The sequence below is a fragment of the Kitasatospora sp. NBC_01560 genome, from assembly GCF_045208415.1.
Lineage (GTDB): Bacteria > Actinomycetota > Actinomycetes > Streptomycetales > Streptomycetaceae > Kitasatospora.
On the sequence record NZ_CP109364.1, the window covers coordinates 1,253,511 to 1,270,401 of the forward strand.

The window sequence follows — 16,891 nt, forward strand, 5'->3', positions numbered from 1 at the left end:
CCCGCACGCGTCTCCGGCCCCGGACAGTCGGCCGGACTCCCCGGACACGGCATACGATCGGCGCATGACCGCTCGATGCGCATCCTCGTCGTCCCTGTCGCTCTGGTCCGAGGACTCCGTCCTCTCCGTCGCCTCGATCGGCTCGGCCCTGTCGATCGGCTCGGTCGGCTCCGTGCTCTCGGTGGGCTCGGTCGGGAGCGTGCTGTCGATCGGCTCGGCCGGCTCCGCGCTCTCCGCACTCTCGGCCGGCTCCTGGCTGAGCCTCGGCTCGCTGCTCTCCGCCAACTCCCGCTGGTCGGTGCTGTCCTGGCGGTCCCGGAACGGCCTGATGGCCGCCGGGGTGGTCGCGGCCGCGGCGGGCGCGGTGCTCGCGGGCAGCACCCGCTCCCGGCGCGGCCGCTGACGCCCGCGGGCCGGGGCCGCCGGTGTCACGCCGGCACCTGCGCCACCCCGGCGTCCGTCCCCGTGTCCGACCCCGTGTCCGGCCCGGGCAGCACCGGGACGGGCGCCGGGACGGCGTGCTCGGCCGCCCGGCTGACCTTCTCCCACCCGGCCCACGTCTCCATCCGCCGCCGGGCGAGGTCGAACGCGAGGTCGTAGACCATGCCGCCGAGCAGCAGGCGCAGCGGCGGTTCGTCGCTGTCGACCAGCTGGAGCAGCGCGGCGGCGGCGAGAGCGGGGTCGCTGTCCACCGAGCCCTCGGCGAACTGCTTCTCCAGCTCGGCCCGGAGCGGGGCGTACGCGTCCAGCGGGGTGGTCGTGCGCATCGCGCTGTAGAGGTCGGTCCAGTAGCCGCCGGGCTGGACGATGCTCACCTTGACGCCGAAGCCGGCCGCCTCCATCGCGATGGCCTCGCTCAGGCCCTCCAGCGCGAACTTGCTCGCGCTGTAGAGGCCGGTGCTCGGGAAGCCGGCGAGGGCGGCGATGCTGGAGATCTGCACGAGGTGGCCGGAGCCCTGGGCGCGCAGGACGGGCAGGACGGCCTGGCTCACCCAGAGCGCGCCGAAGAAGTTGACGTCGAGTTGGGCCCGGGCCTCCGCCTCGGTGAACTCCTCGGCCATGCCCATGGTGAGCATTCCGGCGTTGTTGACGACGATGTCGAGGCGTCCGTAGTGGTCCGTCGCCGCGGCGACGGCGGCGAGGACGGCGGCCCGGTCGGTGACGTCCAGGCGGAGCGGCAGCACCCGCCCGGGGTGGGCGGCCGCCAGCTCCTCCAGGGGCGCGGTGGTGCGGGCCGCGACGGCGACGACGTCGCCCGCGGCGAGCGCCGCGTCGGCGAAGGCCCGGCCGAGGCCCCGGCTGGCACCCGTGATGAACCAGACCCGGCCGGTGGCGGCGGCTTCGGTGCTTCCGGCTGAGGTACGCATCTGTGGCACTCCTTCGTCAGAGACGAGACGGTTCGTCTCGTTCGATGGCTCCACTATGCACCGCGTCCGGCGATCCGTCAAGACGAGACGTTTCGTCTCACGGACTCCAGCGAGCACCGTCGGGGAACCGGGGGGAAGACCGCAGCGCCGGGGCGGGCCGCCCCGGCGCTGCAGGTGTCACATGCCGGACGTCGGACGACGTCGGGCCTGAGGTGTCAGATGGTCAGGTGGACAGGCGGTCAGCTGGCCAGCTGGCCAGGTGTCAGGACCCGGCGGGCACCGGGCCCACGAGCTCCTTGAGCACGTCCTCCATGGTGACCAGGCCCACGGCCGTCCCGTCCGCCTCGACGGCCGCCGCGAGGTGGGTGCCGGAGCGGCGCATCGCGGTGAGCACGTCGTCCAGCGGGGTGTCCGCGGGGACGTGGGCGATCGGCCGCAGGACCCGGGCGGGGAACGGCCGGTCGCGGGCGTTGTCCTGCTCCAGCGCGTCCTTGATGTGCAGGTAGCCCGTGACGGTGCGGTCCGCGGAGAGCACCGGGAACCGCGAGTAGCCGGTCCGCGCGGCGAGCTGCTCCAGCTGTTCCGGCGTGGTGCCGGGGCCGGCGAAGACGATCCGCCCGCGCGGGGTGACCACCTCCGAGACGGGGCGGGAGCCGAGCTCCAGGGCGTCCTGGAGCAGTGCGGTGTCGCGCTCGCTGAGCAGTTCGGCGTCGGAGGAGTCCTTGACCATGCGGGCCAGCTCCTCCTCGGTGAACACCGAGGCGACCTCGTCCTTCGGCTCGACCCGCAGCAGCCGCAGCACCCGGTTGGCGAAGGCGTTGACCGAGAACACCAGCGGGCGCAGCGCCCTGGTCGCCGCGACCAGCGGCGGCACCAGCAGGTACGCGGCCTTCTCCGGTGCGGCGAGCGCGATGTTCTTCGGGATCATCTCACCGAGCAGCATGTGCAGGTAGGTCGCGACGGTCAGCGCGACGACGAACGCGATCGGGTGGATCAGCCCGTCCGGGACGCCGGCGGAGTGCAGCGGCGGCTCCAGCAGGTGGGCGATGGCCGGTTCGGCGACCGCGCCGAGCACCAGCGAGGAGACGGTGATGCCGAGCTGCGCGGTGGCCAGCATCGCGGAGACGTGCTCCAGGCCCCAGATGACGGTGCGGGCCCGGCGGTCGCCGGCCTCCGCGCGCGGTTCGATCTGGCTGCGGCGCACCGAGATGAGGGCGAACTCGCCGCCGACGAAGAAGGCGTTGGTGACCAGCGTGAGCAGGCCGACGACGAGCTGGACGGCGGTCATCGGGTGCCCTCCGGGCGGCGGCCGGGGCCGGTGCCGCCGTTGCGGCCGTCCTCGTCCTCGGTCTGCCCGGCCTCGCCGGGGTCGGGCGCGGTGATCCGGACCCGCTCGGCGACGTGGTGGGCGACGGCGTTGACGTCGAGCACCCAGCCGCCGGTCTCGATCCGGTCCCCGGGGACGGGGATGCGGCCGAGCCGGTCGGCGATCAGCCCGGCCAGCGTCTCGTACGGGCCGTCGGTACCGGGAATGCCGAGGGCCTGGAGCTGGTCGGTGCGGGTGATGCCGTCGGCGTCCCAGCGGTGCCGGCCGTCCCGGCCCTCGCCGAGGTCGATCAGGTCCGGGAGCTCGGCCGGGTCGTGTTCGTCCACGACCTCGCCGACGACCTCCTCGACGATGTCCTCCAGGGTGGCGATCCCGGCGGTGCCGCCGTACTCGTCGATGACGACGGCCATCGTCTGCTCGCCGCGCAGCTGGTCCAGCAGGCGGTCGACGGTGAGCGTCTCGGGCACCAGCAGGGGCTCCGTCATCAGGTTGGACACCGGGTGCAGGTGGCGCCGGTCCGCGGGGACGGTGAGCGCGTCCTTGATGTGGACGGCGCCGACCACCTGGTCGAGGTTGTTCCGGTAGACCGGGAACCGGGACAGGCCGGTGGCGCGGGTCAGGTTGGCGACGTCGGCGGCGGTGGCGTGCTCCTCCAGTGCCCGGACGTCGACCCGCGGGGTCATCACGTTCTCCGCCGTCAGCTCGCGCAGGTTCAGCGAGCGGACGAACAGCTCGGCGGTGTCGTGCTCCATCACGCCCGCGCGGGCCGAGTGCCGGGCCAGCGCCACGAGCTCCTGCGGGGTGCGGGCGGAGGCCAGGTGCTCGGCGGGCTCCATGCCGAGCCGGCGCACCACGCGGTTGGCGGTGTTGTTGAGGTGGCCGATGAACGGCGAGAACGCCGCGGAGAACCAGTACTGCGGGCCGGCCACCACCTTGGCCACCGCGAGCGGCCGGGAGATCGCCCAGTTCTTCGGGACCAGTTCGCCGGCGACCATCAGGACGACCGTCGACAGGACGACGCCGAGCAGGACGGCCAGGGTGTCGGCGACGCCGCCCGGCAGGCCGAGTGCGGTCAGCGGGCCGCGCAGCAGGGTGGCCACGGACGGCTGGGCGATCATGCCGATCACCAGGCTGGTGATGGTGATGCCGAGCTGGGCTCCGGAGAGCTGGAAGGTCAGCCGCCCGACCGCCTTGAGGACGGTGGCGGCGCCGCGCTCGCCGTTCGCGGCCGCCCGCTCCACCGCACCGCGCTCGACGGTGGTCAGGGAGAACTCGGCGGCGACGAAGACCGCGCAGGCGGCGGTGAGCACCAGGGCGAGCAGCAGCAGGAGCACTTCGGTCACCGTGCCACCCCCGCCCCGGCAGGAATCGACAACAGGGCGGAAACGGCACGGTGGGAACTGGGAGGCTCGTCCATCGCGGGGACCGCGACTCCTTTACGGCAGTGAGGGGGTCTGTTCGGCGAGGCGGCCGGGCCCGCGGGCCCGGCCGATCGCTCTACAGAAGTGTAAAGGGTTCGCAAATCGGAGCGGCGTAAGGGCCGCCACCGGGGAGCGGGCGGTGTCAGCCGAGCAGGCCGAGGGCGCCCACCGCGCCGGCCCCGCCCAGCACCATGAAGACCGGCATCAGGATCTTGATCTCGACGCGGCTGCCGGCCCGGAACCGCATGGCCTTCGGCGGGCCGATCGGGTACCAGCGGCGGCGGCCGACCGGGATCGGCCACAGGATCGGGCAGCCGGAGACGGTCAGCGCGTCACCGATGCAGTGCACCAGCGCGCCGAGCACGATCGGCAGGCCGACCCAGAGGTACTCCTGCCCGGGCTCGGTGAACAGCCAGCCGGCGCCGTTGCCCGGCCGGTCGAGCACCTCGACCAGCATCCACGCGCTGCACGCGCCGAGCAGCCAGACCAGTACGTCGCTGGAGACCCGGGCGTGCCGCCAGAGCAGCCCCTCGATGGCCAGCACCATGTGGACGAAGAGCACCGCCAGGACGCCCCACCGGCCCCCGTAGACGCAGACCGCCGCCGCACCGGCCCCGCAGAGCACCGCCCAGAGCCAGGTGTGGGTGAGCGTGCGGTGTCCGCCGGACCGGCGGGGGTCGCGCTTGCCCCGGGTCGACCGGTAGACCGCGTACGAGAGCTTGTCGATCACCTCGCACAGAGTCCGGGAGACCGGTCCGAAGGCGCGCGATATGGTCGCGGCCTTGTGGTCGAGGTCGGGGGCGAGGGCCGCTCCCGCGCAGATCAGCGCCCCCGCGAGCAGCACCGGCCACGGCATCGGGTGGTCCCAGGCCGCCGCTGCGGCGCCCACCCCCAGCCAGGCCGCCGCCCCGGAAAGCGAGTGCGCCGGTCCCATCATCGCGAGAACCATCCTTCGGTCGGCTCGGTGGCCGGGCACACCGCGTGCCCGACGGCCTCGCAGCATATCGACAGATGATCATGCAATTCGAAACGCGGGTGCCCCCGGCCCACCGGACCGGGGACACCCGCGCACCGGACCGCACCCGGCCCCGCCGGATCAGCCGGCGTCCTGCTTCAACTGCTCCTTCACCCCAACGCGTTCGCGGTCGGTGGTGGTGCGGGCCCGGTCCTGGAGCGCGGGCAGGCCGATCCGGCCGGTGTCCGCGCGCACGGCCTCGGCCCACAGCGCGACCAGGCCGGCGGCCTGGTCGCGGAGGGCCGCGATGCCGTCCGGTGCGCCGGCCCCCCGTTGCAACCAGCCCTCGGCGAGATGGCCGGCCGGGTCGGTGCCGAACGGCGGGACGTCGCCGTTCGGCGCCAGCCCGCCCAGCGCGTCCGCCCGCCAGACCCCGCGGGCCGCAGCGTCGCGGCCCCGCAGAGCGTCGTCGGCGATGCCGTCGAAGACCCCGGCGGGCGAGGCGGAACGGACCACAGCGTCCGTGAGCGCCGCCCCGGACGCCCCGGACGGCAGGGCGCCGAGGCCGGCCGCGCCCTGCCGGAGGTCGGCGGCCCGCAGCACCGCGTAGGCCGCCGGATCCTCCGACAGCCCCCGCACCACCGCGACCAGCCGGTCCTTCGGAACGGCGACGTGGACGCCCCGGCCGTCCTGCCAGACGTCGGCGTCCGGCGCGTCGTGGGCCAGGTAGGAGTCGTCGATGCCGGTGAGCACCGCGTGGGTGTCGGCGGCGTAGTCGGCGAGGGCCTCGGCCAGCGGCCGGCGCAGCGCCGGGTGGACGCGGTGGTCCGGGCCCGTGGCGGCGGCGAGCAGGACGGCGCGCAGCGCGCGGGCCCCGTCCGGCGTGTGGCTGCCGGGCCCGGCTCCGACGGCGGCCCGGCGCAGCCCCTCGGCGAGTTCGCCGCACGGCAGGCCGGAGCGCCAGGTGCCGCCGAGCACTGTGCGGATCCGGTCGTCGCGGCGCAGCCCGGCGCAGTCGCGGTCGGGGTCGTCGCGGCCGAGCGTCCACCAGAGCACCGCGCCGGCCGCTGCCGCCGCCACCACCAGGGCGACGGCGGCGGCAGCGGCCCGGCCGGAGGGCCGGACGGGCATCAGGCGTTGCCCCGGCCCAGGTACCGACTGGCGGTGTCGTTGCTGCGGTTGCGGCTGTTCAGCATGTCGTCCTGGAGCGAGTTGATCTCCGGGCTGTCCGGGTTCTGGCCGCGGTCCCGCGCCCAGACGCCGACCAGGTCGGACATCTCGCGGTTGGCGCCCAGGTAGGTGTCCGAGATCTTGGCGTTCGCCTCGGTGTTGTTCCGGTCCTTCTCCTCCAGGCTGACCTCGTACGTCCAGGTGTCGACGAGTCGCTGGGCGGCGTCGCCGAGCGGTGCGATCGGAGTGATCGGGGCGCCGATGGTGTGGTAGAGCACTTTGGCCTTCCAGTCGGCCTGCGCGTTCTTGTCGTCGCGCATGTCCATCACGGTGTCGGCCCGGATCGCGTCGTACACGCCGAGCGCGGCCGCGCCCTTGCCCATCGGGTCCTTCATCTGGGCCTCGGTGGGGTTGGGCCCGATCGCCGCCAGCTCCTGGGAGATCCGGCCGGTCTCCGCCTGGTGCAGGGTGCCGTAGGCGGCCGGGTCCTCGGAGACCCCGCGCATGAACCGGACCAGGCTGTCCTGACCGACGGCCATCCGCACGGTGTCCCCGTCCTTCCAGACGGAGTCGTGCCCGGTGTGGTTGTTGTAGACGTCGTTGCGGCCGTTGAGCAGCTCGTGGGTGTCCCCGACGTAGTCGGCGAGGGAGTTGGCGAGCGGCTGGCGCAGGGTGTCCTTGATCTTGTCGGCGCCGTGGTCCTCGTCCATCGTGACGATGGTGTCGTGCATGATCCGGGCCTGGGCGTCGGTGTGCTTGCCGTCGTGCGCGGCGCCGGCCCGCTCGCCGGTGGTGGCGGCCTCGATCGCGGCGCCCAGCCCGCTCTGGGAGAGCGGGTCGGGCATCTTCATCTCGCCGGTCATACCGGTGAGGTAGCCCTGCGGCCAGTCGCGCTCCTTGAGCAGGAAGTGCAGCCGCTGGTTGGAGCCGTCCGCGCCCGGGTCCAGGTAGGCGGTCGCGGCCTCGGGCCGGCGGCCCATCACGCCGAGCACCTCGTCCAGCGGGTCGGCGCCCAGCGAGGTGCCGTCGTGGGAGGCCCGGTAGCTCCACAGCCCCGGGTGCTGCTTCTCGCTCGCGATGATGTCGTCGGCGAGGTTGCCGAGGAACGGCGAGGAGTAGTTCGCGTTCGGGTCGCCCTTGGTCATCAGGGTGCTGAGGATCTGGTAGCCGTAGACCGGCTGGGTGTTGGAGCCGTAGTTCTTGGTGCCGGCGCCCTTCATGTCCTCGCGCCACTTGCGGTAGAACTCGGTGTTCGGGTCCTGGGTGGCGGAGGCCAGCGCGCGGGTGAGGTCGGACTGCAGCCCCGGGTAGGCGGCCTTCTTCCCGCCGTCCTTGCCGGGGTCGTTGAGCTTCTCCGCGAGGTTCAGGGTGCCGTCGGGCCCGAGCCTGTCCAGCAGGGTCTGCGAGAACTGCGGGCTGTCGGCGTTGGCCTTCATCAGGTTCGCCAGCTGTGCGCGCTCGTCGTCGCTGAGCCCGTCGATCCGGGTGGCGAGGTCGGCGGCGCGCTGCGCGTCCGCCGCGTCGCCGCCGCCCAGGGCCTGGCCGTTGAAGGAGTTGTCGATGCTGCCCGCCTTCGAGGCGCTGCGCAGCGCGCGGGCGGCGCGCGCGTCGGCGTCGGTGGCCCGCTGGAGGCCGGCCTCGATGGCTGCGGTCCACTTCGCCGCGGCCTCCTGGTAGGCCCGCTGGGTGTCGGCGTCGTGGTGGAGGTCGTTCCGGGTGCCCGGGTCGAGCGTGCTCGGGTCGAGCACGGCGACGCCCGTCCCGGTGACCGTGAAGCCGGCCTTGACGGCACCGTCCGCGGCCTCGCGGACCTGCTTCTGCGCGGCGTCGAAGTCCGCGTGCGCGTCGTCGAGCAGCGAGGCCATGGCGTTCGCCTCGACCTGGGCGGCGACGATCTGGCCCTTGGTGGCCAGCAACTGGAAGTCGGCCAGACCGGCCGCGCCGCCGAGCCAGAGCCCGTTGCGGGTCACCGACAGCACGTCGCTGTCGAAGGTGGTCTCCATCGTGTGGAACCGCTGCGCCATCTCGCGCCACTTGCCCGCCGCGGTGGAGAGCGTGGCAGGGTTCGCGTGGAGGACGTCCTCGTATCCGAGCATGGGTCACTTCACCTTGAGCGAGTCGGCGATGGACTGGTTGGTGGTGTGGTAGTTCAGCGTGGTCTGCTGCATCGCCGCGCTGTTCTGGTGCAGCCGCGCGGTCAGCTGGTCGACCTGCTCGTGCCACTCGGTGAGCGCGGCCCGCAGCGCTCCGGCCGTGTCCCAGCCCTGGTGCGCCGCGGCGGCCGCGTTGGTCGACTCGTCCGCCAGCGCGCCGATGTTCTTGCTGTCCAGTGCCATGCCGTTCAGTGCCGTCTGCGCACTGTTCATGGCCGGGCCGTTGACGGTGAACGCCTCGCCGCCGGCCGGTGTGGGTGTACTCATGTCCGCTCGTTTCCCCCGTTCGAACCCGCTGTCCCGCCGGCCGTCCGCCGCGAGGTCCGATGCACGTCGCGCGTACGCGTCGCGCGGGCCCGGGGGCCGCTTCAGGGCGTCGCGGCACCCGGGTGACGCGCTCCCCGGCCTGCGGAACGGACGCCCGACGGTGTCGTGGACGCGATCGTACTAGAGGCTTACCTTCCGGTAGCCGAGGGAGTCGAAACGGGATCAACTACCCCGTCCCCACAGGGCCGGGCGGGCCGCGGGGGCCGGTCGGGAGGCCGGTTGCGGGCCGGGCCGGGAGGCCGGTTGCGGGCCTGGTCGGCGGCCCGGTCGGCGGCCTGGTTGCGGACTCCGTCGGGCGGCGGGGTGGCAGGTGCGGCGGGGCAGGGCGGGGCGCGCGCGGGCCACCGAAGCGGCGCGCAGTCGCCCGAATGCATGTATAGCTCTATTGACTGCCGTCATCCAAGCGCCATACTGGCCTCACTCCCCGCTCGCCCGATGAGGTGACCGCCCATGGAGCTCTCCCCCTCCGCGCACGTGGACACGTTCTGTCGCGACAACCTCCCGCCCCCCGACCAGTGGCCCGAGCTCCTCTTCGAATTACCGGAGCTCGCCTACCCGGCCCGGCTCAACTGCGCGCAGGCGCTGCTCGACGAGACGATCGACCGGTTCGGCCCGGACCGCCGCTGCCTGCTCACCCCGACCGAGCAGTGGGCCTACGGCGAGCTGCGCGAGCGCGTCGACCGGATAGCCCGGGTGCTGACCGAGGACCTGCACCTGGCCACCGGCAACCGCGTCCTGCTGCGCGGCCCCAACACCCCCTGGCTGGTCGCCTGCTGGCTCGCCGTCCTGAAGGCCGGCGGGGTGGTCGTCACCACCGTGCCGCTGCTGCGGGCCCCCGAACTGCGCGAGGTGCACGCGATCGCCGCGCCCGTCCTCGCCCTCTGCGACCACCGCTACCTGGGCGAACTGACCCGCGCCGCGGCGCCAGGCCTGACGGTGCTGGCCTACGGCGGGCCCGGCCCGGAGGACCTCGGCGCCCGCTGCGCCGCCAAGCCCGCCCGGTACACCGCGGTGCCGACCGCCGCCGACGACGTCGCCCTGATCGCCTTCACCTCCGGGACCACGGGCCGCCCGAAGGCCACCCTGCACTTCCACCGCGACGTGCTCGCCAACGCCGACACCTTCTCCCGGCACCTGCTCCGGCCCACCCCCGACGACCTGTTCGGCGGCACCCCGCCGCTCGCCTTCACCTTCGGGCTCGGCGGCCTGGTGGTCTTCCCGCTGCGCGCCGGCGCCGCCTCGCTGCTGCTGGAGCAGGCCACCCCCGAGCAGCTCGCCGAGCAGGTCCGGCGGCACGGGGTCAGCGTGCTGTTCACCGCGCCGACGGCCTACCGGGCGATCCTGGCCGCCGGGCTGGCCGGCCGGCTGGAGGGCGTCCGGCGCTGCGTCTCGGCCGGCGAGCACCTGCCCGCCGCCGTCTGGGAGGCCTTCCACGCCGCCACCGGACAGCGGCTGATCGACGGCATCGGCGCCACCGAGCTGCTGCACGTGTTCATCTCCGCCGCCGACGGCGACATCCGCCCCGGCGCGACCGGCCGGCCCGTCCCCGGCTACCGGGCCGCGGTGCTGGACGAGCAGGGCCGGCCGGTGCCCGACGGCCGGCCCGGACTGCTCGCGGTCAAGGGCCCGACCGGCTGCCGCTACCTGCGCGACGAGCGCCAGCGCGGCTACGTCCGGGACGGCTGGAACTTCACCGGCGACACCTACGTGCGCGACCGGGACGGCTACTTCTGGTACCAGGCGCGCAACGACGACATGATCGTCTCGGCCGGCTACAACATCGCCGGGCCCGAGGTGGAGCAGGTGCTCGCCGGCCACCCCGACGTCGCCGACTGCGCGGTGGTCGCCGCGCCGGACGAGCGGCGCGGCGCGGTGGTCAAGGCCTACGTGGTGCTGCGGGCGGGCGCGCCCGCCGGGCCGGAGGCCGTCCGGGACCTCCAGGAGCACGTCAAACGGACCATAGCGCCGTACAAGTACCCGCGGGCGGTCGAGTTCGTCGCCGAGCTGCCACGCACCGCCACCGGCAAGCTGCACCGCGCCGAGCTGCGCCGCCTGGCCGCGCTGGGACCGGACCGGCCGGGGCCGGCGGACGGGGCCGGACCCGGGCCGGCGGTGGCTCCGGCGGCCCCGGAGGCACCGGAGGCACCGGCAACCGCAGAGACACCGGCAACCCCGGAGGCACCGGCACCGGCACCGGCGAGTGTCGCGGTCGAGCGCCGGGTCGAGTGGTCGGACACCGACGCGGCCGGGCACTACCACTTCTCGGCCGTGCAGCGCTGGGCCGAGGCCGCGGAGGCGGAGCTGCTGCGCCGGCTCGGCCTGGCCGACCTGTTCGGCCGGATCCCCCGGGTGCACTTCGAGGCCGACTACCGCGAGCGGCTCTGGTTCGGCGACGTCGTCCGCACCGAACTGCGGGTCGACCGGGTCGGCGGCTCCTCGTTGCACTACGCGTTCGAGGTGCACGGCCCGCACGGCCTGGCCGCGAGCGGGCGGATGTCGGTGGTGCACGCGGCGCCGCACGCCGAGGGCGCGGCGCCCTGGCCGGCGCCGGTCCGGCGGGCGCTCGCCGAGGCCGGACCGCAGCGGTCCGAGGTGCAGCGGCCCGAGGTGCTGCGGTGACCGGCGTCGGCCGCGTCGCGGTGATCGGCGGCGGCCCGGCCGGGCTCTACTTCGCCGCGCTGGCCAAGCAGTTGGCGCCGCAGCGCGACATCACGGTGTTCGAGCGCGACGCCCGGGAGGACGCGTTCGGCTTCGGTGTGGTCTTCTCCGACGAGACCCTGGACGGCATCGCCCAGGCCGACCCGCAGGTCTTCGCCGCGATCGGCGCCGAGTTCGCCCGCTGGACCGACATCGACGTCCGCTACGCCGGCCAGGTGCGCACCTGCGGCGGGCACGGCTTCGCGGCCCTGGACCGCAACCGGCTCCGGGCGATCCTCCAACGGCGCTGCGAGCAGCTGGCGGTGGACGTGCGCTACCGCACGCCCGCCCCGCCCGCCGCCCGCCTCGCCGCCGACTACGACCTGGTGGTCGCCGCCGACGGCATCCACTCCGCCACCCGGGCGGCCTACGCCGGGACGTTCCGGCCCGAGCTGGACGAGCGGAGCTGCCGCTACATCTGGCTCGCCACCGACCGCGTCTTCGAGGCCTTCACCTTCATCGTCGAGCAGTACGACTTCGGCGTGCTCCAGGTGCACGCCTACCCGTACAGCGCGGAGCGTTCGACGTTCATCGTGGAGATGGCCGAGGACGCCTGGCGCCGGGGCGGCTTCGAGGCCCTCGCCGCCCGGGAGTTCGCGCGCGGCGAGAGCGACACGGCGAGTGTCCGGCGCTGCGCCGAGCTGCTCGCCGGGCACCTGGACGGCCACCGGCTGATCCCGAACGCCTCCCGCTGGATCCGCTTCACCACCGTGCGCAACGCCACCTGGCGGCACCGGAACGTCGTGCTGCTCGGCGACGCGGCGCACTCCGCGCACTTCTCGATCGGCTCGGGCACCAAGCTGGCCCTGGAGGACGCTCTCGCGCTCGCCGCCAGCCTGCACGAACAGCCCTCCCTCGAAGAGGCGTTGGAGTCCTTCGAGGCGGCCCGCCGGCCGGTGGTGGAGTCCGCCCAGCGGGCCGCGCAGGCGAGCCTGGAGTGGTTCGAGACGGTGGCCCGGCGCACCGGGCAGGGCCCCGACCGGTTCGCCTTCAACCTGCTCACCCGCAGCCGCCGCGTCACCTACGGCAACCTGCGGGCCCGCGACCCCGGGTTCGTCGACGCGGTCGACACCGCGTTCGGGAGCGCGCCCGGCGTACCGCCGATGTTCCGGCCGCTGAAGCTGGGCGCGCTGGAGCTGCGCAACCGGGTGGTGGTGCCGCCGCTGGCCACCTTCACCTCCCCCGACGCGCTGCCCAGCACCTTCGACCGGGCCCAGCTGACGGCGCACGCGCTCGGCGGCGCCGGGCTCGTCCTCGCCGGGATGACCGCCGTCAGCCCGGCCGGCCGGGCCACCGACCACTGCCCCGGGCTGTGGAACGACCGGCAGGAGGAGGCCTGGCGCAGCCTCGTCCGGGCCGTCCGCACGGTGAGCGACACGCCGCTCGGTATCCAGCTGACCCACGCCGGCCGCCGGGCCGCGAGCGCCGTGCCCGGACCGGACGGCATCGGGCGCCCGCTGGCCGACGGCTGGCCGGTGCACGCCGCCTCGCCGCTGCCCTGGGACACCGGGAGCCCGCGGCCGCACGCCCTGAACACCACCGGACTGGCCGAGGTCGTCGCCGCCTTCGCCGAGGCCGCCGAGCGCGCGGCGCGGGCCGGCTTCGACGTCCTGGAGCTGCAGTTCGGCCACGGACACCTGGTGTCGGGCTTCCTCTCCCCGCTGACCAACCACCGCAGCGACCGCTACGGCGGCCCGCTCGCGCACCGGCTGCTGCTGCCGCTGGAGGTACTGGCCGCCGTCCGCGCGGCCTGGCCCGCCGGCCGGCCGCTGCTGGTGCGGATCTCGGCGAGCGACTGGGCCCCCGGCGGCACCACCGGGCCGGAGGCCGTCGCGATCTGCCGCGCACTGGCGGACGGCGGCGCCGACGCGGTGGACGTCTCCACCGGCGAGGTGGTCGCGCACCAGCGGCCGCCGTACGGGCGCGGCTACCAGACGCCGTTCGCCGAGCTGATCCGCGGCGCGACCGGCCTGCCGACCGTCGCCGTCGGCGCGATCGCCGGCCACGACGACGCCAACTCCGTCCTGCTGGCCGGGCGGGCCGACCTGGTCGCGATCGGGCGGGCCCAGCTGTACGACCCGCTCTGGACGCTGCACGCCGCCGCCGACCAGGACTACACCGGCCCCGGCGTCAGCTGGCCCGGCCCCTGGGCGGCGGGCAGCCGCAAGCCGCCGGGCCCGGGCGCCGACCGGGTCGCCCCGCGCCTCGACCTGCTGCGCGCGGCCGCCGCCCCCGTGCACCGCCGCTGGCCCCCGGACCGGGCCGGCGACCCGCTCCGGACCAGCCCGCCGGACCGCCCGCGCCGGACCGAGGAGGACCGATGACCGCACCGGACACCGCCCCCCACCTGCCGCGCTTCACCGCCGCCGCGGTGCAGGCCGCGCCCGTCTACCTGGACCCGGCCGCCACCGTCGACAAGGCCGTCGCCCTGATCCACGAGGCGGCCGGCCACGGCGCCTCGCTGGTGGTCTTCCCCGAGGTCTTCGTCCCCGGCTACCCGTACTGGAACTGGACGATGAACCCCGTGCAGGGCTCGCCCTGGTACGAGCGGCTGTACCGCGCCTCGGTGGACGTCCCCGGCCCGTACGTCGACACCCTGCGCGCCGCCGCCCGGCAGGCCGGCGTGGTGCTGGTGATCGGCGTCAACGAACGCGGTCGGCACAGCCTCGGCGTCCTGTACAACACCCTGCTGATCATCGGCTCGGACGGCGAACTGCTCGGCGTGCACCGCAAACTGGTGCCCACCTGGGCCGAGAAGCTGACCTGGACGCCGGGCGACGGCAGCTCGCTGAAGGTGCACCGGACGGCCGTCGGCCCGCTCGGCGCGCTCGCCTGCGGCGAGAACACCAATCCGCTGGCCCGCTTCACCCTGCTGGCCCAGGGCGAACTCGTTCACGCCGCGAGCTACATCGCGCTCCCGGTGGCGCCCGAGGACTACGACATGGCGGAGGCGATCGCCCTGCGCGCCGCCACGCACTGCTTCGAGGGCAAGGTGTTCACCGTGGTCTCCTGCTCCACGATCTCGCCCGGGATCGTGGACGTGATCGCCGGGGACGACCAGCAGCTGCGCAAGCAACTCGGCCGCCCACGCAGCGCGTTGTCCGGAATCTTCGGCCCCGACGGGCGCCCGGTGGGCGAACCGCTGGTCGACGAGGAGGGCATCGTCTACGCCGAGATCGATCTCGGCCGGTGCATCCGGCCCAAGCAGATGCACGACATCGTCGGCCACTACAACCGCTTCGACATCTTCCGGCTGCAGGTGGACGACCGACCGCTGCGGCCCCTGCTGCTCCCCGAGGAGGAGTCATGACCGGCCACGACACCGGCGGGACGGCCCGCCCGGACGGCTCCGGCGGCCCCGACAGCACACGCCCCGGCGGCCCCGGCGGCGCAGACACCGCCGGCGGCCCCGGCAGCCCCGGCAGCCCCGGCAGCTACGACGACGACCGGATCGGCCGGGCCCGCGTCTCCGAGAGCCCCGAACTCGTCGCGTTCTACGAGGAGCTGGCCAAGCACGAGGCCGGCGCCCTCTGGACGGTGGCGAACGAGATCGAACCCTGGTACCCGCAGCCCAAGTCGGTGCCGGTGCTCTGGCGCTACGCGGACCTGCGCCCGCTGGTCCGCAAGGCGCTGCCCCTGGTCAAGGCCGACGACGCCGGCCGCCGCGTGGTCATGCTGGTCAACCCAGGCCGGCGCGAACTCAGCGCCGCCGTCGGCCTGCTGTACACCGGCCTGCAGATCATGGGGCCCGGCGAGGCGATGACGGCCCACCGCCACCAGGCCGCCGCCCTGCGCTTCGTGCACGAGGGCACCGGCGCCTGGACCGTCGTCGACGGCCAGAAGCTCAAGGTCGGCCCGCGCGACTTCGCGATCACCCCCAACGGCACCTGGCACGAGCACGGCAACGAATCCACCGACGGCCCGGTGATCTGGCAGGACGGCCTGGACATCCCGCTGGTCAACGCCCTCGACGCCAACTTCTACGAAGTCCACCCCGAGCTGTACCAGCGGCCGGGCAAGGTGATCAACTCCTCGCTGCTCCGCTACGGCGGCAACCTGCTGCCGTACGGCACGGAGAAGTGGACCAGGCCGTACTCCCCGCTGCTCGGCTGGCCCTGGGAGCCCAGCTACCAGGCGCTCTGCCAACTCGCCCGCACCACCGAGGGATCACCGTACGACGGGGTGATCATGGAGTACACCAACCCGGTCACCGGCGGCGCGGTGATGCCGACCATGTCCGCGCACCTGCAACTGCTGCGCCCGGGCCAGGCCACCCGGGCCCACCGCCACACCGGCTCGGTGGTCTACACGGCGGCCAAGGGGCGCGGCGTCTCGGTGGTCGCCGGGCAGCGCTTCGCGTGGCAGCAGGGCGACATCTTCGTCGTCCCGTCCTGGGCCTGGCACGAGCACGCGAACGCCGAGCCCGCGGAGGACGCCTGTCTGTTCTCGTTCAACGACTTCCCGGTGATGCACGCGCTCGGCCTCCACCGCGAGGAGGCCTACCCGGAGCACGACGGACACCAGCCCCTCCCCGCCCCGTAGGACGCGCCCCCAAGGAGCCCCGACCATGCACCTGCTCACCTACTGCGCCGACGGCTCGGACACCCCGCGCCTCGGCGCCCGGCTCGGCAGCCGGGTCGCCGACCTCACCGCCCTCGCCGCGGCGGCCGGCGCCGAACTGCCCGGCGACCTGCTCGGCCTCGTCCGGGCCGGCGCGCCCGCCCTGGCCACCGCCCGCGCCCTGCTCGCCACCGCGGCACCCGGCCCGGCACTGCGCCCGCTCACCGAGGTCTCGCTGCGGGCGCCGCTGCGGCCCGGCAAGATCGTCGGCGTCGGCCTCAACTACGTGGAGCACGTGGCCGAGTCGCACCGCACGCTGGACACCGACCGCGAACTGCCCGACCGGCCGGTGCTGTTCGACAAGCCGGCCACCGCCGTCACCGGCCCGGGCCAGCCGATCCTGCACAACGCCGAGCTCACCAAGCAGCTCGACTGGGAGTGCGAACTCGCCGTGGTGATCGGCGAACCGGCCCGCCGGGTCACCGAGGCCGACGCCTGGCGGCACGTCTTCGGCTACAGCATCGTCAACGACATCAGCGCCCGCGACCAGCGCCGCTCCGGACAGTGGTTCTTCTCCAAGGGCCAGGACTCCTACGCCCCGTTCGGCCCGGTCGTGGTGACCGCCGACGAGATCCCCGACCCGCAGCAGCTCGACCTCTCGCTCCGCGTCAACGGCGAACTGCGGCAGGACTCCAACACCCGGCACATGCTGTTCGGCATCGCCCGGCTGATCGCGGACATCTCCTCCGGGGTCACCCTGGAGCCCGGGGACGTGATCGCCACCGGCTCGCCGTCCGGGGTCGGCGCCGGCCTGGTGCCGCCGCAGTTCCTCCAGCCGGGCGACCTCGTCGAGGCCACCATCGAGCGGATCGGCACGCTCGCCAACCCGGTCGTCGACGCGCGGTGACCGGGCG

General features: G+C 74.3%; 13 protein-coding genes and 1 pseudogene. 7 read left to right on the forward strand and 7 right to left on the reverse strand.

What is annotated here, in order from left to right; all coding sequences use genetic code 11:
- The first annotated feature begins 64 nt into the window (after positions 1–64).
- The gene (locus OH807_RS05500; protein WP_406194585.1) at positions 65–403 is read left to right on the forward strand and encodes a hypothetical protein; all 339 of its coding nucleotides are present in this window, start codon (positions 65–67) and stop codon (positions 401–403) included.
- 25 nt (positions 404–428) lie between these two features.
- Here the strand turns inward: OH807_RS05500 and OH807_RS05505 are convergent, their stop codons facing one another.
- From OH807_RS05505 to OH807_RS05535, 7 genes are all read right to left on the reverse strand, one after another.
- On the reverse strand, positions 429–1,367 hold the full coding sequence (locus OH807_RS05505) for an SDR family NAD(P)-dependent oxidoreductase (RefSeq protein ID WP_406194588.1): 939 nt from the start codon (positions 1,365–1,367) through the stop codon (positions 429–431).
- A gap of 262 nt (positions 1,368–1,629) precedes the next feature.
- Entirely contained in the window at positions 1,630–2,655 is a 1,026-nt protein-coding gene (locus OH807_RS05510) for a hemolysin family protein (protein ID WP_406194590.1), read from the reverse strand.
- Positions 2,652–4,037: a hemolysin family protein gene (locus OH807_RS05515; protein WP_406194593.1), complete on the reverse strand. Its 1,386-nt coding sequence runs from the start codon at positions 4,035–4,037 to the stop codon at positions 2,652–2,654. Before OH807_RS05515 ends, OH807_RS05510 begins: the two co-directional genes overlap by 4 nt.
- Before the next feature lie 220 nt (positions 4,038–4,257).
- Positions 4,258–5,052, reverse strand: a complete 795-nt coding sequence (locus OH807_RS05520; RefSeq protein WP_406194595.1) for a metal-dependent hydrolase — start codon at positions 5,050–5,052, stop codon at positions 4,258–4,260.
- Positions 5,053–5,211: 159 nt separating this feature from the next.
- Complete coding sequence (locus tag OH807_RS05525) at positions 5,212–6,201, reverse strand: hypothetical protein (protein ID WP_406194598.1); 990 nt, start codon at positions 6,199–6,201, stop codon at positions 5,212–5,214.
- Positions 6,201–8,336: a hypothetical protein gene (locus OH807_RS05530; RefSeq protein WP_406194600.1), complete on the reverse strand. Its 2,136-nt coding sequence runs from the start codon at positions 8,334–8,336 to the stop codon at positions 6,201–6,203. Before OH807_RS05530 ends, OH807_RS05525 begins: the two co-directional genes overlap by 1 nt.
- A gap of 3 nt (positions 8,337–8,339) precedes the next feature.
- Positions 8,340–8,660, reverse strand: coding sequence for a hypothetical protein (locus OH807_RS05535; RefSeq protein WP_406194602.1), 321 nt, complete (start codon positions 8,658–8,660; stop codon positions 8,340–8,342).
- Between the two features lie 510 nt (positions 8,661–9,170).
- Between OH807_RS05535 and OH807_RS05540 the strand changes: the two are divergent.
- From OH807_RS05540 to OH807_RS05565, 6 genes and pseudogenes are all read left to right on the forward strand, one after another.
- Positions 9,171–10,775: pseudogene (locus OH807_RS05540) on the forward strand (AMP-binding protein); the annotation flags it as partial.
- Positions 10,749–11,339: an acyl-CoA thioesterase gene (locus OH807_RS05545; RefSeq protein WP_406210727.1), complete on the forward strand. Its 591-nt coding sequence runs from the start codon at positions 10,749–10,751 to the stop codon at positions 11,337–11,339. The pseudogene OH807_RS05540 and the gene OH807_RS05545, both read left to right, overlap by 27 nt.
- Positions 11,336–13,741: an FAD-dependent monooxygenase gene (locus OH807_RS05550; RefSeq protein ID WP_406194605.1), complete on the forward strand. Its 2,406-nt coding sequence runs from the start codon at positions 11,336–11,338 to the stop codon at positions 13,739–13,741. The genes OH807_RS05545 and OH807_RS05550 overlap by 4 nt, the downstream gene beginning before the upstream one ends.
- Positions 13,738–14,727, forward strand: coding sequence for a carbon-nitrogen hydrolase family protein (locus OH807_RS05555; RefSeq protein ID WP_406194607.1), 990 nt, complete (start codon positions 13,738–13,740; stop codon positions 14,725–14,727). Before OH807_RS05550 ends, OH807_RS05555 begins: the two co-directional genes overlap by 4 nt.
- The gene (locus OH807_RS05560) at positions 14,724–15,959 is read left to right on the forward strand and encodes a cupin domain-containing protein (RefSeq protein ID WP_406194609.1); all 1,236 of its coding nucleotides are present in this window, start codon (positions 14,724–14,726) and stop codon (positions 15,957–15,959) included. The genes OH807_RS05555 and OH807_RS05560 overlap by 4 nt, the downstream gene beginning before the upstream one ends.
- 25 nt (positions 15,960–15,984) lie before the next feature.
- Entirely contained in the window at positions 15,985–16,884 is a 900-nt protein-coding gene (locus OH807_RS05565) for a fumarylacetoacetate hydrolase family protein (RefSeq protein ID WP_406194612.1), read from the forward strand.
- Positions 16,885–16,891: the final 7 nt, after the last annotated feature.

Coding starts and splice junctions, on each gene's coding strand:
- OH807_RS05505 (WP_406194588.1), bottom strand. CDS start 1,367: ATGCGTACCTCAGCCGGAAGCACCGAAGCCGCCGCCACCGGCCGGGTC.
- OH807_RS05525 (WP_406194598.1), bottom strand. CDS start 6,201: ATGCCCGTCCGGCCCTCCGGCCGGGCCGCTGCCGCCGCCGTCGCCCTG.
- OH807_RS05560 (WP_406194609.1), top strand. CDS start 14,724: ATGACCGGCCACGACACCGGCGGGACGGCCCGCCCGGACGGCTCCGGC.
- OH807_RS05535 (WP_406194602.1), bottom strand. CDS start 8,660: ATGAGTACACCCACACCGGCCGGCGGCGAGGCGTTCACCGTCAACGGC.
- OH807_RS05520 (WP_406194595.1), bottom strand. CDS start 5,052: ATGATGGGACCGGCGCACTCGCTTTCCGGGGCGGCGGCCTGGCTGGGG.
- OH807_RS05500 (WP_406194585.1), top strand. CDS start 65: ATGACCGCTCGATGCGCATCCTCGTCGTCCCTGTCGCTCTGGTCCGAG.
- OH807_RS05555 (WP_406194607.1), top strand. CDS start 13,738: ATGACCGCACCGGACACCGCCCCCCACCTGCCGCGCTTCACCGCCGCC.
- OH807_RS05565 (WP_406194612.1), top strand. CDS start 15,985: ATGCACCTGCTCACCTACTGCGCCGACGGCTCGGACACCCCGCGCCTC.
- OH807_RS05530 (WP_406194600.1), bottom strand. CDS start 8,336: ATGCTCGGATACGAGGACGTCCTCCACGCGAACCCTGCCACGCTCTCC.
- OH807_RS05510 (WP_406194590.1), bottom strand. CDS start 2,655: ATGACCGCCGTCCAGCTCGTCGTCGGCCTGCTCACGCTGGTCACCAAC.